The sequence below is a fragment of the Streptomyces sp. NRRL WC-3742 genome (assembly GCF_000720635.1).
Lineage (GTDB): Bacteria > Actinomycetota > Actinomycetes > Streptomycetales > Streptomycetaceae > Kitasatospora.
Genome location: NZ_JOCF01000013.1, coordinates 24,231 through 48,099, shown reverse-complemented (window position 1 = coordinate 48,099; position 23,869 = coordinate 24,231). Strand labels below are relative to the sequence as shown.

The 23,869-nt window shown below is 71.5% G+C and carries 12 protein-coding genes and 1 pseudogene; 4 read left to right on the top strand and 9 right to left on the bottom strand.

Going from position 1 to position 23,869, the window contains the following annotated elements; genetic code table 11:
• Window positions 1-83 precede the first annotated feature (83 nt).
• Complete coding sequence (locus tag IH61_RS0110540) at window positions 84-1,217, bottom strand: Fic family protein (RefSeq protein ID WP_031068091.1); 1,134 nt, start codon at window positions 1,215-1,217, stop codon at window positions 84-86.
• 196 nt (window positions 1,218-1,413) lie between these two features.
• Window positions 1,414-3,654 (bottom strand): hypothetical protein, encoded by a 2,241-nt coding sequence (locus IH61_RS0110535; protein ID WP_051836748.1) that lies wholly within the window; start codon window positions 3,652-3,654, stop codon window positions 1,414-1,416.
• A gap of 492 nt (window positions 3,655-4,146) precedes the next feature.
• Here IH61_RS0110535 and IH61_RS47705 point away from each other — a divergent pair, with 492 nt between their 5' ends.
• Together IH61_RS47705 and IH61_RS0110525 are read left to right on the top strand one after the other, a co-directional pair.
• A complete protein-coding gene (locus IH61_RS47705; protein ID WP_199823290.1) occupies window positions 4,147-4,317 on the top strand; it encodes a hypothetical protein in 171 nt (56 codons plus the stop codon).
• A gap of 276 nt (window positions 4,318-4,593) precedes the next feature.
• Window positions 4,594-5,115: an SsgA family sporulation/cell division regulator gene (locus IH61_RS0110525; RefSeq protein WP_051836747.1), complete on the top strand. Its 522-nt coding sequence runs from the start codon at window positions 4,594-4,596 to the stop codon at window positions 5,113-5,115.
• A 697-nt stretch (window positions 5,116-5,812) separates the two neighbouring features.
• On the opposite strand, the gene IH61_RS0110520 is transcribed toward IH61_RS0110525, so the two are convergent.
• Window positions 5,813-6,934 carry a hypothetical protein gene (locus IH61_RS0110520; protein ID WP_158844874.1) on the bottom strand — a complete coding sequence of 374 codons (1,122 nt, stop codon included), beginning with the start codon at window positions 6,932-6,934 and terminating at the stop codon, window positions 5,813-5,815.
• An 856-nt stretch (window positions 6,935-7,790) separates the two neighbouring features.
• Complete coding sequence (locus IH61_RS0110510) at window positions 7,791-8,204, bottom strand: SsgA family sporulation/cell division regulator (RefSeq protein WP_051836744.1); 414 nt, start codon at window positions 8,202-8,204, stop codon at window positions 7,791-7,793.
• A gap of 1,211 nt (window positions 8,205-9,415) precedes the next feature.
• Between IH61_RS0110510 and IH61_RS0110505 the strand changes: the two genes are divergently transcribed.
• Window positions 9,416-11,170, top strand: a complete 1,755-nt coding sequence (locus tag IH61_RS0110505; protein ID WP_158844872.1) for an acyl-CoA dehydrogenase family protein — start codon at window positions 9,416-9,418, stop codon at window positions 11,168-11,170.
• A gap of 54 nt (window positions 11,171-11,224) precedes the next feature.
• On the opposite strand, the pseudogene IH61_RS40680 reads toward IH61_RS0110505, so the two are convergent.
• From IH61_RS40680 to IH61_RS0110485, 4 genes and pseudogenes are all read right to left on the bottom strand, one after another.
• Window positions 11,225-11,475, bottom strand: a pseudogene (locus tag IH61_RS40680) (ATP-binding protein); the annotation flags it as partial.
• Window positions 11,476-11,728: 253 nt separating this feature from the next.
• Window positions 11,729-13,435: an acyl-CoA dehydrogenase gene (locus IH61_RS42770; RefSeq protein ID WP_051836742.1), complete on the bottom strand. Its 1,707-nt coding sequence runs from the start codon at window positions 13,433-13,435 to the stop codon at window positions 11,729-11,731.
• Window positions 13,432-19,407 (bottom strand): type I polyketide synthase, encoded by a 5,976-nt coding sequence (locus IH61_RS0110490; RefSeq protein WP_051836736.1) that lies wholly within the window; start codon window positions 19,405-19,407, stop codon window positions 13,432-13,434. Before IH61_RS0110490 ends, IH61_RS42770 begins: the two co-directional genes overlap by 4 nt.
• Window positions 19,404-20,939, bottom strand: coding sequence for an acetylserotonin O-methyltransferase (locus IH61_RS0110485; RefSeq protein ID WP_234327119.1), 1,536 nt, complete (start codon window positions 20,937-20,939; stop codon window positions 19,404-19,406). Before IH61_RS0110485 ends, IH61_RS0110490 begins: the two co-directional genes overlap by 4 nt.
• A 630-nt stretch (window positions 20,940-21,569) precedes the next feature.
• Here IH61_RS0110485 and IH61_RS0110480 point away from each other — a divergent pair.
• Entirely contained in the window at window positions 21,570-22,139 is a 570-nt protein-coding gene (locus IH61_RS0110480) for an EF-hand domain-containing protein (RefSeq protein ID WP_031068074.1), read from the top strand.
• A 74-nt stretch (window positions 22,140-22,213) separates the two neighbouring features.
• Here IH61_RS0110480 and IH61_RS0110475 read toward each other — a convergent pair whose 3' ends face one another.
• A complete protein-coding gene (locus tag IH61_RS0110475; RefSeq protein ID WP_234327118.1) occupies window positions 22,214-23,842 on the bottom strand; it encodes a hypothetical protein in 1,629 nt (542 codons plus the stop codon).
• Window positions 23,843-23,869: the final 27 nt, after the last annotated feature.

Here is a 23,869-nt window from a genome sequence, read left to right as displayed (position 1 = left end):
GGCAACCGAGTGCCGGTGATGGCGGGCGGCGGGGTGTGGGAAAGGCCCGGCTGGTGCGGCAGCTTCAGCTCCGCCCTGCCGGGTCACGCGTAGGGGTCGCGCAGCGGCCGGGGCTCACGGACTCCGCGTGTGATCTCCTCGGGAAGGTCTGGGCCGGCGAGGTAGTAGCGGCCCTGGGCCTCGCCCTTCGCGGCGAGCCAGCCGGCACGGACCAGTTCGCGGATGTCGCGCTGGGCCTGCTGCTCACTCAGTTCGGCGTCGGCCTGGTACGTGGCGCGGCGCAGGCGGTTGCCCATGGCCGCGGGATAGAGGGCGTAGAGCATGCGGTCGGGCCAGCCGCGCTGCTCGACGGCTTCGTCGAGGGCGGTCCAGACCTCGCGAGTGCTGTTCACCTGCCGCTCGACGCTCTGGGCCTGCTGATGGTGGGCCCGCAGGCAGAACCGGACCCACCGGAGGGTCTCCCGCTCGGGGGTCCAGACGGGGCCGCCGACCTCACCGAGAACGTCGTAGTAGCGATAGGTGTTGCGGGCCCGGCCGAGCCACTCCTCAATGCTGGAGAACTCCGGCGCCATGATCCCTTCCCTCGCGAGGACCAGGGTGTGCAGGGCGCGGGACATCCGCCCGTTGCCGTCCGACCACGGGTGGATCGCGACCAGGTTGAAGTGCGCCATCGACGCCCGCACGAGTCCGGGCACGCCGAGGTCACCGTCGTTCAGCCACTCCACCAGCTCACCGGTGAGCACCGGAACCAGGCCGGCGTCCGGCGCGGTGTAGGCCGCGATGGTGGGGTCCTCGGCCGACGTGACGTACACCGGACCGGTGCGCCACCAGCCGGGGCGCTTGACCAGGTGGTGGCCCTGCATCATGAAGTGCAGCGCGTTGAGCAGCCCCTTGCTGTACGCGAAATCCTCACCGGCGTCGGCAAGGCGCTGGATGTAGGTCATCGCCTGCCGATAGCCCTCGATCTCGACCGCGACGGTGTCGCTCGCCTCGATCGGAGCCTCTCCGACCATGATGTCCTCGACGTCCGACACGCTCGCCGCGTAGCCCTCGATCGTGTTCGACCCCGCGATCGCCCGCGCGGTCAGGTTGCGCCGCAGCTGCCCCTCCCATCTGCGGGGCGTGCGCAAATGCAGGCGCAGCCGATCCCGCATGTCCTCGATCTCCGCAAGGACAGTCAGGTCGGCATTTTCGAGCTCAGGCACGGAATACAGCACGATTCAATGACACCATCATGGAATCACCACGTCAAGAATTGAGAGACCACCAGTCGGCAGTCGGCGCCCTGTCGGCTGCCCTTGAGCACGCTACGCACGATCGGCCACCCGTCTCTCGGGCCAGCCCGACTGCACGGGGGTGTCCTGCGAGCGCCGTGGTCGCCCGCAGGACACCCCCGTGCAGTCGGGCTCTTCGTCAGGATGCCTGGCGGCGGGCTGCCTCAAGGCGCCGTCGGAGGTCACGGATGATCTCGCTCCAGCGCCACGACTCCGGGGCGTCCCAGTACCTCTCGCCGATCGGGTGCCAGTCGGACAGCTCGCTCAGCCGAACGGCCAGCACCTCCCAGTCGGTCCCGTACGTGGTGCCCGAGTCCCGGTCGAGCTTCCGGGCGACGTCGTGGAGGCGGTGGGCCGCCCGGTAGTAGGACAGCTGGGCGTCGGTCAGTCGCCGTACCGCGAAGCCGTCGCACTTGCTGCACCAGTCGAAGTCGTCGCGGGCGAGGAGGTCCGCGATGCGCAGCAGGTCGTCGTGCTCGGTGACGCCGCGTTCTCCGGAGTGTGAGCAGAACGGTGAGTGGCCCTTGCGCTGCCAGCCAGGATCGGCATCGGTGGTGTAGACCTGTACATCAGCGAGGACACCCAGCGGAATTCCGCTGCCGCCGTGCCACCGGTCGGTGCCAGGCTGCTCGAACGGTTGAAGGCGAAGGCGGCGAGCGCCGACCAGCAGGCCGTGCCACACTGCGCCGGACACGGTGCGGCGGCGACCGTCGCGGTCGGGGCCGCCGTCGAGAGTGCGCAGGTCCGCCGCACCGCGTGCCAAGGCCAGGCATCGCAACTCCTGTTCGGGGTTCTCCCTCCAGTACCTCAGGCGAGCGGTGGTGCGGGCGCCGTCTGCGAGACCGAGGTCCTCTCCGAACCGCGGATCGTACGGATCGCGAACGGGGGCGCGCCACACGCTCTCCCCTTCGTCTTCGTCGGGACGAGGCCCCACTTCCTGGATCCACGGTTCGATGACGCTCGCCGGCAGGTCCGAGGCCCCGGCGATGATGCTTCCGCGCCAGCCGGCAGCCAGCCGCCTCTCCACGACCGCCAGTGGCAAGACCTCCGGTCCTCCGTCCGGAGAGAAGACCAGGTACAGCTGGTCGTCACCCGCCGACACGGCGCGCAGGGCGCGCACGTGGTCAGCGGCGAACGGCCGGCGGTCACGGACGGGGGTGTCGTCGAAGATCCCCGGCCTGATGTGGGCCACGGCCGTTTCGGCCCCGGCACCGGTCGTCGTTTCGGTCGTGGCGGTGGTGTGGGGTTCGCAGTCGAGGAGGGAGGAGCGGGAGTCGAGGAGTCGGTCGGCGATGAGGGGCGGGACCTGCAGGGTGAGGGTGCGCCGGCCCCAGTCGGCGATGGCGAGGTAGGTGACGAGAACGCCGGTGGTCCAATTGTCGAGTTCGCTGAGGAATCCCCGCTCGTACCGGTGCGAGGAGTCGTCGGTGAGCTCCGACAGATGCGCGGTCACCAGCAAGGTCGGCGCGGGCTCGGCCTCGGCAGCTGCGGCACGCGCCAGGTCCTCCCAGGACGCGACCAGCTCGTCAGCGGCGGAACATGCCTGTGCGTAGCCCTTGCGGTTGGAGCGCATACCGTGGGTGAGCGTGTAGGAGATGTACGAGCGCTCACTCGGCCGGCCCCAGCCGGCTTCGGCCTTGCGCTGCCAGTCCCGCCACAGTGCCTTCAGTCCCCTGTTGATCTCCTCCCGCGTACCGATCGCCGTCAGCGCCGGATCGTCGGCGGGAAAGTCCGGCTCGCCCAGGAGGGCTGCTGCCGCGCCGGTCAGGAGTCCGTCCGGGTCGACGAACCGTGCAGCCTGCACACGCAGCGTCTCCAGGTACTCCTTCTTCACTGCCAGTTTCGGCTCCGCCCAGTCAGCGAGCCAGGGGAACATCTCGGCAGCGGCCTGGGCCCGGTGCAGGCTCCTCGCCGCATCCCGCCAGGCGGAGAACACACTGTCCCGCAGATGCTCGGCCTCGTCGCGCGCCTCTTCGTCGTCGCCGTCCGCTTCCTCACTGTCAGGGTCGACTGCGGGCTCGGTGCGCAGCAGGTCTACGGCGGCCTGGACCTCGTTCTCGTCCCACCAGGTGTCCTCGTCCGGCCCGGTGTGGGATCGCACCTGGTACAACAGGCCGATCCCGCCGAGTTCCTTGAGGAAAACGCCCAGGCCGGTTTCCGGGCGCACCCACGCGCCCCACTGCGCGCAGCGCGAGCACATCCGGCCGATCGTCTCCGCGTTCAACGGGACCTGGGCCGTCGTGATGTCACGGGCACGCAGCTGGGTGCACGTCGTCGCAGCATGGAGCTTGGCGTTCTTGCCCTTGGCCGAATGGACGGTGACGGGCGTGCCCTCGAACGGGCCGAGCGGAACATCTGCGGTCAGAGCACAGTCGAGCACGTGACTCCCTTATCGGTCTCGGCTCGCGAGCCTAAATGACGGCACCGACAAGGCCAGCCGAGAACGCTGTTCCCACATGCGCCCTGCGGACGACGGCAAGCGGCCCGGTCTGACTGACCGGCGTCCTCCTGCCCGCCTGGACGCCGTCGGGGTCATTCTCCTGCGGTGAGCCAGCGCAGGCGCCCGTCCTTGGGAGAGCTCCGGCAGGTGAGGGCCGGGCCGTTCGAGGAGGTGGCGGTGGCACCGGCCTCGCGGCACCTGCCGCGGTGGGGAGAAACTAAGGATCGTAGACGTACTGCACAGGCCCCGCCCCAGGGAACAGCAAGTGGCCATGAAAGAATCCTGCAGGTGAGCCCCATATCGCCCGGGAAGCCGGTTCAGCTGTGTTCGGATCCTGGTTGCTCGCAGCCGACCGCTTACCGGACGCGTTCGCGCGATGCCTGGTGCGACGATCACATCACAGACATCCTCCGCGCCGGCGGCCTGGAGCCGTTGGAGCCGTTCGCCAAGCCGACGGCATGGCGCCTGACCCGGTGCCTGACGTGCGGCTGCGAGGCCCACTACAGATTCGAGTACACCGTCTCCAAGAACGCGGAGGACGAGGCGACCTGCCGGGCGTGCTACTGGCGCCAGTGCGGGGACGGCGTGGCGGTCGGCGGCTGAGTGCCTGGGGAGGAGGCCGACGAGGACGGGGAGCCGCTTGCGGTCGACCACCGCCGAACGGGGCCCTGGGCGATCTGCGCTCGCCACGGGACGGCTCCGCAGCGAAGCCCGAGTTGATGGCCGGTTGCCGGTGACCGGGTGCGCGGTGGATCGTTTCCTGGCTGTGAGCTGTAGCCATCTGAACGTCACCGCGGTTGAAGAAACGATTCCTCTGGATGCGCCGCCGGGCCTACCGGAGGACCGCGGTGGCCACGCCGAATCCTTGTTGGAAGTCCGGTGACCCGCCGTGAACCGTCGCACACCCCGCACCCGTTGGCCGGCCTGCCCGACTGCAGCCTGATCCTGACGCTGATGGCGGTGGTCTGCCCGGGACTGAACGTTCCGGTGGTGGCCCGCCTGCGCTACCACCGGGCCGACCCGCTCGCGCTCTACCTGGACAGCCACGTCGACCTCCCGGAACCGATCACGTGGATCTTCGCCCGTGAACTCCTCGCCACCGGTCTGAGCACCTGGACGGGCGCCGGCGATGTGTCGGTCTACCCCGCCGCCGCCGATGACAACACCGCCTACATCGGGCTGAGCGCGCCCGAGAACACGGCTCTGCTCCGCGCGCCCGCGGCCTTGCTCCGAGCCTTCCTCGAAGCCACCTACCTCATCGTCCCGCCCGGCTCCGAGTCCGCCCACCTCAACCTGGACGCGCTGCTGGAGGATCTGCTGGCACCGGCGGACCACACACCGACTGACGGCGATGATCATCGAGGCCACGCTGCCGGTGGGTCCGACTCACCAACTCACTGACCTGGAGTAAATGTACAGGCTTCCACCTCGGTCCTAGCCAGCGGGAACGCGAACGGCTCGCCAGCTACGCGCTCGTCGCATGAGCTTCCTGAGTCAACCCCTATGGCGCCAGAGCCGTCTCTTGAGTCGCTTCGATCTTGTTGTTGGCCTGGTGGGTGACAGGGTCGTAGCAGGTTCCGTCGCTCCGGCAGGACCAGATCACTCGTAGCCAGGCGAGGATGCGGACGGCGTGGGGGTGTCGCTTCTTGCAGGCTCTGGCGTCATCCGGAGGCAGAGCCCCTTGACCCCGCTCAGTGTCGGCCCAGACCGCCGTGAGCCGATCGCCGTCTGGGGCACTGGTGAGAGCGACTTCGCCGCCCCATCGCCGTCCCATCGCCGTCCTTCCCGCCAGCGCGAACGCCTCCGCCCTCCCGAGTCTTTCCCGCTTGTTGCTTCGGCAAGGACTGGGAGCATGAGCGGTGGCGCGTCGCGCGGGCGCGTGTGCAGGTGCTCGAGGAGCGGATGGCGCGGGTCGCGGGGCGCCGGGTCCGGAACAGTAGCAGCCCCATTCGGCAGGAGTGACGGTCAATACGTCGCGAACGGTTTCCACCATTTCTGCTCTTGCACATTCATCCAGTGAAATCTGCCCGTTCAGGAAGCAATGACCGGGCCGTCCGGGCAGGGAATTCCTGCCCGGACGGCCCGGCCTGTCACTCCGTCAGCTACCAGCCCCAGCCGCCACGAACACCCGCGCCGCCGAGGTCCCCAGCCCGGTCGGCCCACCGAGCGGCCGACCGCCACCGGCCCCGTCCCGATGGGCGCGGAAACGATTCCCCACCGACGCCTCGACCGGTTCCTCGCCGAACAGCTCGCGCAGCCGCGCAGCCATCGGCGGCCGCAACGGTACGCGGTGGTCCAGGCGCCGCTCGTGATAGCGCTCCATCATCTGCACGTACAGCAGACCCGCCCGGCCGTAGTGGACGAGGCCCTCCGGCGCCCCGCTGCGCACCAGGTCGTCGATCAGGTCGAGGTAGACGGAGTGGTACGCCTGCTGCCGGAGTCCGGCGGGGCGCGGGCCGGCCGTGGGCTGGTGGGCGTCGAGCCGGTAGACGTCCAGCGCAGACTTGGCCAGGTCCATGGAGATGGCATCCGCCATGCCGCTGTCCATCAGCCAGCCGAAGGTGACCGGCCCGGTGCCGCAGACGCGGGCAACCACCACACCGCAGCCGTAGTTGTTGGCGGAGTGCATCCGGTAGACACAGGCGTCCCAGACCCCCGCCGAATCGTTCAACCTGGCGTGCAACCCGGCACCCCCGGCCGCCGCGTGGTCCACCTTCTCCGCGTACTGGTACACCGACTCCCGCACCAACGAGAGCAGCGCGTGCACGGCATCGTGTCGCCACCCCTCCCCCTCCAGCGCGGCGATCACGCTGCCGACCGAGTGCCCGTACAGCCGGAACCTTCCGCTCACCAGGTCGAGCGGCGGGACGCACAGGTCGTCGACGACGGTGCTCAGCGCGACGTAGTGCAGGTAGGCCGGGACGCGCGCGTACTCCTCACCAAGCCAGACCGCCGCCCACTGGAGCGTGTCCCGACAGGCGTAGGCGGCCACTTCGGCGGCACTCCGGTCGCCCTTGCGCGCCCAGTCCGTGTAGTCGATCGCGGCCCCCGCCCCCGCATCGGCCCGCCCCATGGCCTCCAGCAACAACGGCCAGAGGTCGGTCTCATGGCGCTGTGCCGTCCCGACGGCGTACCCGGCCCCGCCCATCAAGCCGTACAGCTCCGCGGTGTCCTTGTTGTACCGCGAGCGGTGCACCTGCGGCAGACCCGGCAGCGGCACCGTCCGGGGGTAGTGCAGAAACGTACAGTCCTCGGTAGACCGGCACCCCGGCCCACACCACATCCGATGCGCCGTCACCAGCAACTCCGTGGTGGTGGCGCAGCCCGCGAGCTCCGCCAACGCCTCGCCGGCGGAAGCCCGGTAGTGTAACTGAGCGATGCAGACCTCCGCCTCACGGAGCTGGGCGGGCTGCGACAGTTGAGTCAAGATCACCGTCCTGGTCTATCGCCCCGAGGCGCCCCACATCCACGACAACCGATCGCACTTCACCACATCGGGTGATCAACTCCCCGCACCCGTGCCCTGCGCGACACTGCACATCTCCGGAGCACCCAGCCGGCCGGGAAGCGCCGCCCTCCCCGTCCCGGCTACCGGCCCGCCCGAACGCAGGATCTTCTGCCTCGGATTCCAGAGCGCTCACGTCAGATCGTCGCCGACGAAGGATCAAGATTCCGATCACCAGCCGGAATTGTCCGCGCGTAGGCAATTGCCATGCGGCGCCGCATCGCGAGCCAAGCTGCTGAACTTGAATGCGTGATGTCGGTCAGCCGTCCATGATCAGGCCGATGCCGGCGAGGCAGCCGTCGATGAGGTCTCGGTGGGCGTTGACGTCTACGTGCTGAGTACGGGTGTCAACATCACTCATGAGGACTTCGAGGGCCGCGCCCGCTGGGGGGCGGACCGTCGTCACCGACGACGAGGGCGAGGCAGGCCGTTGCCACCCGCTCCGGCGGGGTGCCCACTGCCCTGGACGCTGCCATTCTCCGCCATGTCGGCGGCGGCTCAACCGTGGTTCTGGATCACTTTCCGAAAGTTGAGCCAGAACCCGATCTGACGGACACCCGCCGGGGATGGTTCACGAGCCCGCCTCGGGCTGTTCGCCGCCGCAGAGTCGGTTCGACAGAAGATCGAGGTCGATGTGGCGGCTTTCCGAACCGAACGGGACGATCCGGGCGGTGTAGGACAGGAAGGTGGCAACTCTTGCGGTGGAGGCGTGCAGCACCACGCTGGCGGCTTCCCCGTCGAGAGAGATGCTCACGCTCGGCTCGGCGTCGTCCCGGCTGGGGAAGACGCACACGTCCCCGGTGCCGGCCCATGTCCGTACGCCCGTCGCCAGCAGGTCGCGCGCGAAGGTCCATGTGATCGGTAACTCCGGGCCGACATGGCAGTCCAGGTGCACCGCGTACGGGTCTGTGGCCTGGTAGCGCAGGCACCCTGGCACGGGTACCCGCACGCCCGGCGCGGCGATCACCACCAGTTCGACGGCCATCACGCATCCACCGGTGCTCGTCCGCTGCGCCGGGATGCGGGGCCCCAGGTCACGCCTCACACGCTGATCCGGGGACGGCTCGGACAGAGGACGGGTAGCTCGGTTCGGCGGACCGGTCGCTGGGTCAGAATGGCCGCCGGCTTGGCCCCGAAGGCTGGCGGCTCGGCAAGGCGGCGCCACTCGGGGTCGGGGCGGCCGGGCACGGTACGGCCGGCGTGGCTCCACTGCGCGATCAGGCCGGCAAAGATGGGACACTCACGCTGAAACGATACTTCAGTGACGCTGTCTGAGGCGAAGTCAGTATCCACATCGGCACCAACGACCGGCCGCCAGCCCGGATACGAACTCGATCGTGGAATCGGCGCCGTCACGCCGTGCACGACACCGAGTTCCGCCAGAGTCGGACCAACCCGCACAGCGAGTCTGCCCCATCCACCTCCGCGACCGTAAGCACCGGCCCGACCAGGCGAGAGCAAATCTTGGATAACTCAACTGGATTTACTGTGATGAGCTGACGATCGACTCGGTGGTCATAGAGTTCCGGTACGACTGGTAGAGCGTCGTCCGCTCATGTCCGGTTCTGCGGCCCCGAAAGGGCGCCACCCCTGCGGGTTTGGCATCGGGCCGGTTGGACGGCCCGCAGGGAGGCGCCTGCGGAAGGGCCGCGATATTCTCCCCGCCCGGGATGGCCTGCCCTGTGCACGGTTGCCCGGCTCCCGGCGCGAGAATTCCGTGCGCGCCCTAATAGCGCTCCGCGCGCCCAGCAGCGGACACAGGATGCGTATCTTCCTGCGCTGCCGGGTACTGCTGAGCATGGTGCCCCGGGCGAGTTGCCCCCAGCCGACCGGGACGGTTGCCAAACGCATGCGGTTCTGGCCTCAAGTCACTGGAGAGACGTACCACTTGGCGAAGAACAACCGGCCGTCCCATCGCATTCACCTGCGCTCGATTGTTAGTCCTTGCCGCGCAGAGGACCTTGCTCGTGCCCCGCAAAAGCAGAAACGTTTCATCTGCGCCTATCTCGGTGACGACCCGGCGCTGATCTCCAGGGCCACAAGCCGCGCAAATCCGTCCCCCGAAACGTCCAATAGCCGGCCCAGGCCAAGGCCCTGACCGACGCGATCACGAGTGTGCCCACAACGCCCCACCGGTGCCGGGCATCCGCCACCGGCACACGGCACCACAAGACAGCTCCATGGAAAGGACCCCCGGTGACCTCCGCACAGACACCCCCAGCCGCAGACCCCGTCACCCAGGCGCTTGCCGCCTTTGTCTACGGCGGTCGCCACGAGGCCAGCGAGGCGGTGCGCCGCGCGATCAGAGAGATCATCGTCCCCTGCGACATGGGGCGCACCGACACCGACCGTGCCCGGGATGCGTACAAGCAACTGCGCGGCCTCGTCGCACGACTGGGCCCTTCCCGCAAGATCGCCGCCGATCCGGCCGTGATGTTCTCCCTCTTCGACTGGGCGGCCGTCGCCGCCCCGGACCTCTTCCTCATCCTCAGCGGGCACTTCACCCTCACCATCGGGGCCATCCAACGCCTCGGACGCGCCACCGAACGGCAGGAGCGAGCGCTTTCAGCCCTCGACGACGCCGGACACGTCGGCGTCTTCCTGCTGACCGAACTCGGCTACGGCAGCAACGTGCTGGAGATGCACACCGAAGCCCGCTGGAATCCCGACCAGCGCCACTTCACCCTCCACACACCCACACCGGCAGCGGTCAAGTTCATGCCCAACGTCGCCGAGAAGAGCGTGCCGCGCATGACGGTGGTTGCCGCCCGCCTCATCGCCGACGGACGCGACGAGGGCGTGTTTCCCTTCCTGCTCCCGCTGCGCCGCTCACACCAGGACCCGGTCGGAGTCAGCGTGCACCGCATGCCCGACAAGGGCTTCTGCCCCATGGACAATGCGATGATCCGCTTCGACGGTGCCGTGGTACCCGAGGATGGCTGGCTCTCGGGCGGCATCGCCCACTTCGATGCCGACGGCTCCTTCCACAGCCAGGAGAGCCTGCGCAGCCGCTTCCATCACACGATCGAGCAGCTCCACGCCGGCCGTGTCGGGCTCGCCTGCGGCTCGCTCGCCGCAGCCCGCTCGGCTCTGTGGATCACGGTCTCCTACGCACGACAGCGGCTCACCGCCCGTCAGGTTCCCATGATCGACCGGGACAACGTCCGCACCCCGCTGACCCTCGCCGCTGCCCGCCTCTACGCCGCGACGGCGCTCGGCAACCGCGCCCGCGCCGCCTTGAGCGATCCGGACACCCCCGGCCCGGAATCCGCAGCCCTGGCCATGCTCACCAAGCCCCTCCTGTCGGCGACCGCCCTTGCCGCCTTGCAGGAGTGCCGCGAACGCCTCGGCGCACAAGGCATGTTCCGCACCAACATGATCACCGACTACCTGGGGATCACCCAGGGTGTCATCACCGCCGAGGGCGACAACCAGGTCCTCCAGGTCGCCGCCGGCCGAGCCCTCGCCGGCGCCCGCACCACCCCACTGCCCGAACCCCCTGCCGACGCTCCGGTCTGGCTGCGCCTGCTCGACCAGCGCGCCCGTACCCTGCTGACCGACGCCGACCCGCTCTCGGGAACCGACGCGACCGCGCTCGCCGAGGCCACCGCCACCGCCTGGGCCGCACACGCACTCCACGAGGACGCCCACCAGCACCAAGGCCAGGCCGGCTCACTCCTGTGCGGCCTCGCCCAACTGTACGGATGCGACCGCGTGCTGGCCCACGCGGGCTGGTACACCGCACACGGCCAGCTCGACGCGACCACCGCCCAAGAACTGACGGCGCTGCAGGGCGATCTGCTGCGCACCCTCGCGGAGGCCCTGCCCACCCTGACGGACGCCTTCGGCGTCACTCCCGACCTCGTCCCCTCGGCCTTCGCAGCCCGCGACTACCTTCATGCCTGGACCGCCATCACCCCCTGGCAGTGGGACAGCAAGCCGTTGTCCTGATACTCCAGCAGGACTTCGACGTTATTCGCGTCCAGGGGCCGCGCGCAGCACCTGGACCCGCCGCCTCAGGTCGCCACGCTCGCGGTAGCCCTGCATGGCGGCCTCGGTGCCCGTGGCGATGAGCATGTGGGACTTGCCGGTGCCGGAGTCGCCGATCAGGCAGAGCGGCTGGCTCTTCTTGATCCACTCGCCGCTGGCGAGGGAGTTGACCACGGCGGGGTCGATGTTGGGGTTGGCGTCGAAGTCGAAGGTCCGCAGCGACTTGGTGCGGGGAACCCGGCGGCCTTGATCCGCCGCTCCGAACGGCCGGCCCCGGTCGCCTCTCGCTGCCGGGCACGAGGGGGCGCGGTGGGCATGGGTCACCTCCGGGTGAGGGTGGTGGGTGGCTGACGGCGTCATGCGCCACCCACCGTGAGGGCAAAGGAGTGGATTGCTTCCCCGGCGCCTGTGTGCGACGGCTCTCGGCGCTCGTCCGGCAGGAGTCGAGACCGCCACAACAGATCCAACGGGCGGGGCGGCCGGCGGAAACGAGTTCAAGGTTCCGTGGGGGCGGTCAGGTTACGGGTGGAGTGGGCCGTGCAGGAGCGCGTCGGGTACCTGGAGCAGCTCGGTGAGGGCCTGGGCGTGGGGGGCCAGGCGGCGGCACGCCTGGTCGGCCTGCTCCGGCAGCGCGAGTACCTGCTGCGCGGTGAGCAGGCCGTGGGCGAGGTACCAGCCGCTGTGGGCGTCGATCTGTTCCAGGCAGTGCAGCTGGTAGAGGTCGGCGAGCAGCGCACGATCCGGAGCGGGAAGCAGGGTTGGGGTGTGCCACTTTTCGTGCAGGGTCTCGGCGGTGGTGCGCGCCGCGTGGGCCAGGGCGAAGCGCTGGGCCAGCTCGGTCCGCTCGTTCCAGATGTCGAAGGTGACGGCGGTGTCCGCGGGCTGGGGCAGATGGGCGGTGAGCTCGGTGTGCAGGAGCCGTTCGCGGGCGCGTAGCAGCCGGGTGTGGTCGTCCGGTGCCGAGGTCTCGTCCGGCGGCTGGTAGTCCTGTCCGGTGGCCATGGTCCAGGCGGCGTCCAGCAGGATCATTCGGTTGTCGCCGCCCGCTGAGGCGTATGTCTGGGTGAAGGACTGATAGCAGCCCAGGCGGCTGAGTGAGAAGAAGGCGGCTGTGCCGCCGGCGGAGCGGCAGCGGGTCACCGCCGCGTCGGCGAGGGTGTCGGTGGTGACCTTGGCCAGGGCCAGCTCGCGCATGGCGGACCCGTCCGGGCCGCTGCCGCGCCCACCGCCCGGCGGGATGTGCCAACTGCGCCGGGTGGCCCGGTGGGCGACGGCGGTGGCCGCGAGGGCCTGGGCGGTGGCGCCGAACAGCAGCCGCTGCTGGCCCAGGTGGTTCAGCGCAGGGACCTGGCCGGCCAGGCGGTCGGCGGTCCGGCGGTGGCGGGCGTGGGTGAGGGCGAGTGCTGCGCTGCCCCGGGCCACTGCCGCAAGTCCTGCGCTGATCGCGCCCCAGCAGAAGCGGGCCATGCCCAGGCTGCGCCGGGTGCGGGCGTCGGCGGTTTCGAGCGGGTCGTGGAAGGACCCGTCCTCGGCGATCCACGCTCCGTCGGCGAGCCAGCGGGCGCGGGGAACGCGGACGTGGTCGAAGCGGACGGTGGCGTAGTCCATGGGCAGCTGTGCGACGGGTGGGAGGGCTTCGATGGCGACTCCCGGGCAGGGGCCGTCCTCGTCACGGAGGGCGACGAGGAACAGCGCGGTTCCGCGGTCCGTCCCGGCGGCGACGAGCCGGGCGCTGACGACGGCCAGGCGCGCAAAGCCGTCCAGGCCGACGTTGGCCGGGCCCTTGGCGGCCTCGGGCGTCGGGGTGTGCAGCACGAAGTCACCGCGCGCGGGGTCGTAACGGGCCTCGGTGCGCACGGCCGAGCTGCTGTTGCCGCAGCCGGTCTCGTTCATCAGGGCGGCGCCGATCCACTCTCCTGAGGCGAGGGCTGCCACGTCCTCCTGGCAGGCGCCCTGGTCGAGCGCGGTGCCGATCGTCATGCAGTGGTGGAGGAACATCGCGTGGAAGAGCCGTGGATCGCTGATCGCGCACAGCTCCAGCAGCGAGCGCAGTCTGAGCCGGTCGGCGATCAGGGGCTGCTTCTCGTCCAACAGGGCTTGAAGGTGGCGCAGGCCCTCGTACGGCGCCGCCGGCCTCGGCCGGTCGTCGGCCGGGGTGGGCTTGGCGAGCAGGGAACGGATGAACAGCTGGGCGAGATCGCCGTCGGACGGGGCGGTCGTGGTCACTGGGCTGCTCCAGGAAGCGGACGGGCTGCGGCGGTCGGGCGGGGTGCGGCCCTCAGGTGGGGTGTGGCGGCCGGGTGCCCCGGACCGGGGGCGGGATCCCAGCTGCCGATCGCCTCCGCAAGCGCGGGGGCGTGGTGGGTGAGCATCGTGAAGTGGTCGCCGGGGACGTCGATCAGGGTGTGCGGCAGCTGCCACGGTGTGGCCGTCGGGCCGTTGCCGGCGAGGGACTCGGTGGGATCCTGTGCGCGCAGCAGCAGGGTGGGGGTGGTGACGGGAGCCGGTTGCCGGCCCGCCAGCAGGCGCAGGTACGCGCCCGCGGCCGTGAGCCGGTCGGCGCCGATGCCGGATACGGCGAGGGCCTGGGCGGCGGTGTGCTCCAGGGCGCGCGGCAGCAGTCGGTGCAGCAGCGTGTCGTCGGGCCAGGGGGTGTCCAGGAGGACGAGTCCGAGCGCGGGCCGGCCGAGTCCTTCGAGCCTGGCCGCGACCGCGTGCGCGACCAGCCCACCGGAGGAGTGCCCGCAGAGCAGGAACTGCCCGGACCCGGCGTGCCGCCGCAACGCGGCCACGTGCGCGCCGGCCAAGGCGTCGAGGTCGGCCGGGAGCAGCCGACCGGACTCGACGCCGGGCTGGGCGAGGACCTGCACCTCGCGGACGCCGCGCAGTGCCCCGGCGAGCGAGGTGTACTCGTGGGCGCCGGAGGTGGGCAGCAGGGACGGGAAGCAGAACAGGGCGGGTCGTGCGGCGGCTGGTGCGAGGCGGGTCACCTCGGACGCGTGGTCGTCGGCGTGGGCGGCCGTGAACGTCGGGCGGAGCTTGGCTGCCGCGCCGATCAGCTCGGCGGCGACCGTCCCCTGGCCGGTTCGGCAGGCGTGCAGGTAGAGGGCGTCGAGGGTGTGCAGCGGCTCCGTGCCCGGGGCCTCGGGTGCGCCGTTGCGTCCGTCCGTGTCCTGCCGCAGGCTCCGCAGGTGGGCGGCAAGGGCGCGGGGCGTGCGGTGGTCCAGGACGACCGCTGCGGGCAAGGACAGGTGGAGCAGGCCGGCCAGGCGGGTGCGCAGTTCGACGGCTGTCAGCGACGTCGTGCCCAGGGCGGCGAACGCCTCGTCCGGTTCGATGCTGGTGCCGTCGCGGTGGCCGAGGACGATCGCGGCCTGCTCGCGGACCAACGCCAGCAGGTCCGCTTCGTCGGGCCGGGCGGGTGCGTCCGCCTCCTGGACGGCCGAATCCATGGGGCGCCGGCGGGGTGAGGAGGGGGTGGTGAGCCAGTAGCGCTCGCGCTGGAACGGGTAGGTCGGCAGGTCGGTGTGCTGCGCCTGGGGGCCGGCGAACAGGGTGGGCCAGGAGAGGGGTGCCCCGTGGGTGTATGCCTGCGCGGCCGAGAGCAGGAAACGCCGTAGTCCGCCCTCGCCGCGGCGCAGGGTGCCCACTGCGGTGGCCGGCCGGCCGGTCTGTTCGGCGGTCTCCAGGATCGCGTGGGTGAGCACGGGGTGCGGGCTGATCTCGATGAAGTCGCGGCAGCCTGCGCTGAGCAGGGCACGGATCGTGGCGCCGAACTCGACCGGGTGGCGCAAGTTGCGGTACCAGTACCGGGCGGTCAGGGCGGTGGTGTCCAGGGGGCCGGGGGTGAGGGTGGAATAGAACGGCACCTCGGCCGACCGGGGTCGCAGCTCGCTGAGGCCGTTCGTCAGGTGGGCCTCGGCGGGTTCCATCGCGGGGCAGTGGGAGGCGTAGTCGACGGCCAGCAGGCTGGCGCGCACCGTGCGCCGGTCGAGTTCGGCGACCAGCTGGGTCACGGCGTCGGCGGTGCCGGAAACCACAGTGGAGCGGGGGCCGTTGTCCGCCGCCAGCCAGACCTGGCCCGGGTACCGGGCCAGGTGGTGGTCGAGTTCGCCGCGAGGCAGTGCGACGGCTGCCATCCGCCCGCCGGACAGTGCGCCGACCGCCTTCGCCCGTTGGGCCACCACCCTGGCGGCTTCGTCGAGGGTCAACGCCCCGCAGACGTGGGCGGCGGCGATCTCGCCCTGGCTGTGTCCGACCACAGCGTGCGGGCGCACGCCGTGATGGGCCCACAGTTCGGCCAGGGCGACCATCACGGCGAACAGGCAGGTCTGCGCCACCTCGACCTGCTCCAGCCCCGGTTGGCGGGCGGCCCCGCGCAGGACGGCACGAACCGACCAGTCGACGTGCGGTGCGAGGGCCTCGTCGCAGGCGGCCATGGCGTCGGCGAACACGTCGGACTCGGCGAGCAGGTCGGCTGCCATGCCCTGCCACTGCGCGCCCTGCCCGGGGAAGACGAACACGGTGCGGCCCGCCGGTCGGGCAAGGCCCGTGACCGCGTCGGCGGACAGGGTGCCGTCGGCGAGCGAACGCAGGCCCGCGGCCGCCTCGGCGGGCTCTCGCGCGATGACGACCGCGCGGTGCTCGAACGCCGCTCTGGTCGTGGCCAGGGCCCGGGCCGCCCCGGGTGACTCGGGGCCGGTGGCGAGCGGCACGAGGCGGGCGGCGAGTTCGCGCAGGGCGGGTGCGCTGCGGGCGGACAGCACCCAGGGCGTCGGCTGTTCGCCGATCAGGGCCGGCCCGCAGGCCCGATCGCTGCCGGTGCTCTCGCACGCCGCCGAGGTGAGCGGCTCCGTCTGCGGCCTGGGCGCTTCCTCGAGGATGACGTGGGCGTTGGTTCCGCCGATGCCGAAGGCCGACACCCCGGCGCGGCGTACGCGCTGCGACGGTGGCCACGGCTCGGATTGCGGCAGCAACCGGAGAGCGCCGCCGTGGTTGCCGCCGAAGGGGTGGAGGGTGTGCGTGTGCGGGGTGCGGGGCAGCTGGCCGTGGCGTAGCGCCAGCACCGTCTTGATGACTCCCGCCATGCCGGCGGCCGCCTGGGTGTGGCCGATGTTCGCCTTGACGGATCCCAGCCGCAGTGCGCGCGCCGGGTCGCGGCCGGGGCCGAAGACGGCGTCCAGCGCCTCGGCCTCGATCCGGTCGCCGAGGGGTGTGCCGGTGCCGTGGGCCTCGATGACGTCGATCTGGCCGGGCTCCAGCCGGGCATCGGCCAGGGCTCGGCGGATCAGCTGTTGCTGGGCGAGCCCGTTGGGGGCGGTCAGGCCGTTGCTCGCCCCGTCCTGGTTGACGGCCGATGCGGCCAGGACGGCGCGGACCGGGTGCCCGTTGCGCCTGGCCCGGGACAGTCGCTCCAGTACCAGGACGGCGACTCCCTCCCCCCAGGCCGTGCCGTCCGCGGTGGCCGCGAACGCCTTGCAGCGCCCGTCCGGGGCGAGCGCGCCTTGGCGGCTGAAGTCGACGAAGGAGGCCGGGGAGGCCATCACGGTGGCTCCTGCGGCCAGCGCCAGTGAGCACTCGCCCCGGCGCAGCGACTGGGCGGCCAGGTGCACGGCGACCAGGGAGGAGGAGCAGGCGGTGTCGACGGTCAGGGCGGGGCCGTTGAGGCCGAGGGTGTAGGAGATCCGCCCGGCGGCGACGCTCGCGGCGTTGCCGGTGAGCAGCAGGCCGTCGAAGAGCTCGGGGGCTTCGGTGATCCGGGGAGCGTAGTCGCCGGCCATCTGGCCGACGAACACGCCCGTGTCGGATCCGCGCAGCGTGGTGGGGTCCAGCCCGGCCCTTTCCAGGGCTTCCCAGCCGGTCTCCAGCAGCAGCCGCTGCTGCGGGTCCATCGCCAGCGCCTCGCGCGGTGAGATGTCGAAGAACGCGGCGTCGAACTCGCCGGCGCCGGTCAGGAAGTGGCCGAGGTGGGTGCTGGAGCGGCCTGGACGGGAGGGTTGCGGATGCCGCAGCCGCTCCAGATCCCAGCCACGGTCGGTGGGGAAAGGGCCCGCCGTGTCGGCGCCGTCCACCAGGAGCTGCCACAGGTCCTCGGGGGTGGTGGCGCCGCCGGGGAACCGGCAGCCGATTCCCACGATCGCGATCGGGTCGTCCAGGTCCCCCACTCCGGTGGCCCGCGACCGGGCCGCTTCAAGGGCGACTGCCGTCGTAGCGGCCGGGCGGTCTCCGGGCGTCTCGTCACGGTGGGCGGTGGCAAACGCTGCCAGGTGGCGGGCCAGTGCCTCGGGCGTGGGGTGGTCGAAGACCACGGTGGTCGCCAGTGCGAGCCGGCTCGAGCGGGCCAGGGCCAGGGCCAGGCGCACCGCACCGAGCGAGTCCACACCCAGTACGCGGAACGTCTGCCGGTCGGTCTCCGGACGGACGGCGTGGGCCGGGAGCAGCTCGGCGAGGTGCTCGTGGACCAACGCCAGAGCGGCGGCGGCCTGTTCGGCTGCGGGCAGGGCGGCCAGCCGGGTCCGCCACCGGTCCGCCCCCGCCGACCGGTGTGCCATGTCGGCGGTCAGGAGCGCGGCCAGCCGCCCACGGGCCACCTTTCCGGTGGGCGTGAGCGGCAGCTCGTCGACGAGGACCAGTTCCAGCGGCTGCTGGTACTCCGCCGCGCCCTTGGCCGCCAGATGGGCGCGCACCACCGCCAGATCGACGCTCGCGCCGGAGCGCAGCGAGGCGACCAGGCACGGGTACTGCCCCAGCCGGGCGTCGGTGCGCGGGACGAGGGCTGCGGCGGCCAGCTGCGGGACGTCGCTGAGCAGGGCCTCGACGGTGGAGGCACTGAACTTCAGGCCGCCGACGCTGATCACCTCCACGTCACGCCCGTGGAAAGCGAAGGTGCCGTCAAGGTGGCGGCTGGCCAGATCCCCGGTGCGCAGCCAGCCGTCCGGGGTGAAGGCAGCCTCGGTGGCCTGCGGGTCACCCAAGTAGCCGCGGAACAGGTGCGGCCCGCGGTACTGCAGTTCGCCGACCTGGCCGACGGGGCAGCTCCGCCCGGCCTCGTCCACCACGCGTGCGCTGGAGCCGGAGAGCGGCCGGCCGATGCTGCGTGAGGCGACCTCCGGCGCATCGTCCGGGCCGGTCATGGTGCCCGCGCCGAGCTCCGACATGCCCCACTGGACGACTGTCGCCGCCCCGGTCAGGCGTCGCACCTCGCTCACCAGTGAGCCGGGCACCGCCGCACCGCCGGTGCGCACCTCGCGCAGCTCAAGACGCCCGTGCGCCCCCGAAGCGCCAAGGCGTTGGACGAGGTCCCGTAGCTGGGCCGGCACCGCGAACAACACGCTCGCCCCGGCGGGCCCCGCCAGGTCCAGGAACGCCTCGGCATCCCAGCGCGGCAGCAGCGCCTGCCGCGCGCCGGTGAGGACGGCCCGGTGGACCGAGAGCAGCCCGAACAAATGGGTGAAGGGGCTGGCGCTGACGAGGGTGTCACCGGCGCCGGCACGTCCGTCCTCCACGACCACCTGGGCATTCGACAACAGCGCACCGTGGCTGTGCAGGCAGAGCTTCGGCCGGCCGGAGACGGTCCCCGACGACGGCAGCACCACGAACGGCAGCTCGGGGTCCACCACGACGGGACCGGGCCGCGCGCCCCGGTACTCACGCAGCAGCGCCTCCCACGTCGCGAACCCCACCGCCCGGGCACCACCGCGCGCATCCTGCGGCGCCGGGCCCGGACCTCCGACGGTCAGCACCCACTCCAGCGAGCCGGGCCCCACCGGCGAGCCGCCGTCGAGCGCCGCCCCGAGTGCTGCGCCGCGCTCGGCCGCCACGATCAAGCCACGGGCTCTCGCGCGTGACAGCAGTGCGGCCACGTCGGCCTTCCCGTAGGCCATGTGCAGCGGCAGAAGGACCGCGCCGAGCTGTGCCAGGGCGACGTGGGCGACCAGGAACGCCCAGGAGTTCGGAAGCTGGACGGCCACCACGTCACCGGGGCCGGTGCCCAGGCGCTGCAGTCCGCAGGCCAGCGCACCCGATTCGGCACTCCACCGGGCCCAGGACAGCGGTTGCCCGCTGCCGACGACGGCCGCGGTGTCGCCGAAGGTCTCGACCGCCGCGTCGAACACCTCACCGAGGGTTCGGTAGTGCTCCCGCTTCGCAGGAAGGGGGGAGTGGGTCAGGTAGTCGTCGACCGAGATCGCCGTACTCATCGTGCCCGGCCCGGTGCCGGCGCCCGGAGCGGGGACGGTCCGCGCCGACGGGCCGTCAGGAGACTGGCGTCCAGCGGCAGTCCGCTGACCTGGACCAGGTCGAACCCGGCCGCGTCCAGCAGCCGCTCGTACTCCTCGGCGCTCCGTTCCCGCCCGCCCACGTTGCACAGCATGTGCAGATCCCACCGCGCCGCCAGCGAAGCCTTCCCGTGGCCGGGCAGCAGACGCTCCACCAGGAGCAGCCGCGCACCGCCGTCCATGGCCTGCGCGCACCGGCCGAGGATCGCCGCGCACCTGTCGTCGTCCCAGTCGTGCAGGACCCGCGCCAGCACGTACACGTCCCCTCCCGCGGGGAGGGCCTGGGTGAAGTCGCCGGCCACGAGGCCGCAGCGCTCGGCGCACCCGGCCTCGGCGAGCCGCTCGCGGGCCCGCTCCAGGACGTGCTCCCGCTCCAGCAGGACGCCGCGCAGGTGGGGCGCGCTCCTCAGGATCCGGCTCAGAAGCTCACCGCTGCCGCCGGCGACGTCCACCACCACCCGGTCGGCGGAGAAGTCGACAAGGCCGGTGATCGGCTCGAACATCGGCGAACTGGCGGCCATCGCGGCGTCGAACAGCGCTGCCGTCTCGGGATGCGCGGCGAAGTAGTCGAAGTGAGGTTGGCCGAACACCACCTCGAACGCCTCGTGTCCGGTGCGCACCGCGTGGGCCAGGGCGGCGAACGACCGGTAGAACAGCCCGCCGTACAGCAGCGCGAGCGGGCGCAGTGAGTGGCGTGCATCGCGGCGAAGCGTTTCTCCAAGCGCTGTCAGTTCGTAGGAGGCGCCGACCGGCGCCACCACGCCGACGGCTGCCAGGTAGCGCAGCAGCCGCGCCAGGCCCTCCCCGTCGACGCCGAGGCGACCGGCCACCGTCTCCACCGGGTCGGGTACCCGCCCCGCGCCCGGCACGGGCAAGTGGTCGGCCAGCCCCAGCTCGGCCGCCACCGCGATCGCCTGCGTCGTCCACGCCCCGGTCATCAGCTCGAGCAGCCCGGTCGCCGGATCCTCCGCCCCCTGGTCCCGATGCCGGGACAGGACCAGCGGGTGGTGGCCGTCCACCCGCAGCTCCAGCCGGTGCCACCCGCCGCCCGCACTCTCGATCCCGGTGCTGCGGAAGTACAGCACCGTGCAGTCCTCGTGCGCGTTGTAGCCGCCGCCGTCGGCCGTCAGTGCGCCGCTGTCGCCCACCAGTGCGCGCAGCCCTGCCACGACAACGTCGTCCGTGGTGGTGACCTGCAGCGCGACGTGGGACTCGTGGCGCAGCGCCCGCTCACGTACCGCGATCGCGGACAGGTCGGAACCCGGCAGCACCTCCAGGGCGAACAGCTCGACCATCCGTGGTCCGCGGTCGCCGGCCGGCAGACGGACGTGCACGATCACGACGTCCAGAGCATCGACGGGCACACCGTAGCGACGGCTGAGCCGCTCCCGCACCACCACGCTCGGCCGGGGTTCCTCGACGGTCAGCCCGCGCGCACGGAGGGCGGCTGTCATGGCCCGGACCGAGGCCGGGAAGACCAGGACCGCTGCGTGTGCCACCTGGCAGTGCGAGGCCAGCGAAGCCCGCTGGCGGGGCGACAGTCGGGGGGCCATGTGTGCCAGGACGCTGCTCGTGTCCGCCTCATGGATGTAGCGCAAGGCATCCTCGATCAACACCTGATCGGCGTGTTCGACCTCGACCGGCCAGGCATGTCCCACTGTCATCCCTGCTCCCCTTCGACCAGGACCCGCCGCAGTGGCGGAAGGGTCACCGCGGCCGCCATCCGCACCCACGGCACCCGCCGTCCAACCACACCGATCCGAACCTGCGCCGGGGCGGCAACCACGCGCCGAAGCGACTGCGCACCTCGTCGTGCCCGGCCCCGGCGGCTCCCTCGCACCCCCTGCCCAACGAGCCATCGAGCCGACGGACACGGAAATGATCCGCGGGAGGTGGAACAGGAACAGGCTGCCGACCACCGCGGCCAGGCGCGCCCGCTCGTCAGGCATGGAAGCCGAAGCGGAGCGCGGCCGCAGCGTAGCCGCGGGTCCGATAAGGCGCGAGACGGGTGTCCATCCCCCCGGCAGCTCGTTGTGCCGGTGATGGCTCTGCGCTGTGGACCGCAACCGGCATAAGGAGAACCAGTGTCCGACGACCTGCTGATCGCCAAGATCAGCTACGGCTTCGATCTTCTCGACGCTGACGGAGACGGCCGCCTCACCGAAGACGATCACGTCCTCATGGGGCGTTCGTCAGCTCGTTCCCTCGGCCATGCGGAGGGTTCGACGCAGGAAGCCGGGATCATCGCGGCGTACGTCGCCATCTGGCGGGACCTGCATCTGCCCACGCTCCCGCCGGGAACCGAGGCGATCAGCCGGGCGGAGTTCATCGGCAGTACGGCGACCCTCGCCGACGATCCGGCCACCGCGCAGGCCACGGTCGGAGCCCTCGCCCGGGCGTTCCTGTCCATCGCGGACGCCGACGGCGACGGCCGGGTCACTCCCGAGGAGTTCCTCACCTTCCAGCGCGGGCACTTCCCTGGTCTGGAGCGCGCGGCAGCGGACGAGGCGTTCCGCCACCTCGACCGGGACGGCAACGGCACGCTCTCCGCCGAGGAGTTCATCACCGCGGCGACCGAGTACTGGAGCAGCCGCGATCCACAGGCCCCGGGGAACTGGTGGGCGGGCAACCCCGCTCTGGCCGGCACCGCCTGACGCACCGGCCTGTACGCAGTCGTCCACGGACAGGCACGGTCCGTGGACGACTGCACGCCCCGCGCCTGGGCGGTTCAGTGGCTGCGGTCGGCGGCGACCAGGTCGGGCTGGGCCTCGATCAGGCTCCCCGCTCCGATGGCGAACCAGATGCCGTGCCACCACTGCTCCATCACCAGCGCCACCACGGCCGCGGCGTAGTCGGGCGAGAAGCCGGTGACGTGGCCGCTGCGGACGACCGCGGCGAAGTGGTCGCAGTAGGTGCGGTCCATGTGGCGCAGGAACGTATCTGCGTCGATGCGGCCGTCGCGGAGCAGCAGCGGGACGACCAAGCCGTACTCGACCAGCAGCATCGGCAGCACGCCGTCCTCGACGCCGTCGGCCAGGGCCTCGTGCACGTCGAGCTCGCCCCGGTGCCGGGCGCCGTCGACCAGCACGTCGTACCGCAGTGGCCGGCGCGGCGCCGTGACACGGTCGGCCCGTGGCAGCGTGATCGGGACGAGCGACGGCGTGTAGCAGTCGGCGAGCTGCCCGGCCGCGTACAGGTCGCGCCCGGCGGCGCTCTCGCACAGGTCGGATGCGAGGGCGAAGTACCGCCAGAGGTCCTGCCGGTGGTTGCACATCTGCCACACGCAGGTGGCGACGGTCAGCGCGGCGGCGCTGTACCGGTCGCCCTTGACGTAGCCGTGCGGCGTCAGTTGCGCGTTCATCATCCACACGGTGCGCTCGTAGCAGTCGAGCAGGTCCTCTTGGACGATCGAGCCGCGGGTGAGCGCCAGCACGCTCTGCCCGCTCTCCTCGTGGCGGAGGTCCGGCCCGAGGTCGACCCAGTCGTTGACCAGGCCGGTGACCATCATGTCGTCGCGGCCCGCGGTGCCCGCGGGGAAGGACAGGTAGTGGCCGAAGATGCCGCTGTCGGACGCCTTCGAGTCCCGCCAGCTGTCGCGGTCGGCGTAGACCCAGGCTGACCGGCCGTCGGTGCGCTCGCCCCGGTGCTCCGCCTCGTTGCGGCGCTTGGTGTCGAAGTAGGCCATCTCGCAGGCCATGTGGAGACGGCGGGCCCGGAGTTCGGCCTCGAGCCCCGGCATGTCCCACAGCAGTTCCAGCTCCCGCACCGTCCGACCGCCGCCCACCCGGTCGACGTTGTACTCGAAGTAGAACGCGTGGTCGAGCAGCGCGATGTAGTGCTGCCGCCAGTCCCGGTGGTCCGCGCTCAGCAGCGCCATCCACCAGCACCCCACGGCGATGTTCGGGTAGGCGGCGGCCCCGGCCAGGCCGAAGGTGTCGGTGACCGCCCGCCAGGAGGAGGCGGGGCAGGTGCCCAGCTTCGACTTGGTGGACCGCCCCCCGTTGGTGCCCGCCTGCCCGCGGGCGTGGATCTCGCCCACCCGGTCGCGGCCGACCGCCACCCGGCGCAGCCCGACCCGGGCGCCCGCAGCCCCGTTCTCGCGCACGTCCCGGATCTCCGCCAGCAGTCCGCGTCCGGTCCGGGCCATCTCCGCGCAGGCCCGCGTCCACGGTGCGAACCGCTCCCCGAGGGCCGCCGGATCAGCCAGTGCCTCGGCCAGCTGGGCCTCCGGGTCGTACCGCCACCCCGGGCCGCCGCCCCGATGACCGGCCTCCAGCTTCCGCCGCACGTCCTGCTGGTGACGGTCCACCGGGGAGCCGACCCCAGTGGTCGGCACCCACAGGAAGGACATCGGCATCGTGTCCAGGATCGGGCGGACCGTGCG

Bases quoted from the DNA above. Each gene is read 5' to 3' on its own strand.
- IH61_RS0110510 (WP_051836744.1), bottom strand. From the start codon at position 8,204: ATGGCCGTCGAACTGGTGGTGATCGCCGCGCCGGGCGTGCGGGTACCC.
- IH61_RS0110490 (WP_051836736.1), bottom strand. From the start codon at position 19,407: ATGAGTACGGCGATCTCGGTCGACGACTACCTGACCCACTCCCCCCTT.
- IH61_RS0110485 (WP_234327119.1), bottom strand. From the start codon at position 20,939: ATGACAGCCGCCCTCCGTGCGCGCGGGCTGACCGTCGAGGAACCCCGG.
- IH61_RS0110475 (WP_234327118.1), bottom strand. From the start codon at position 23,842: ATGCCGATGTCCTTCCTGTGGGTGCCGACCACTGGGGTCGGCTCCCCG.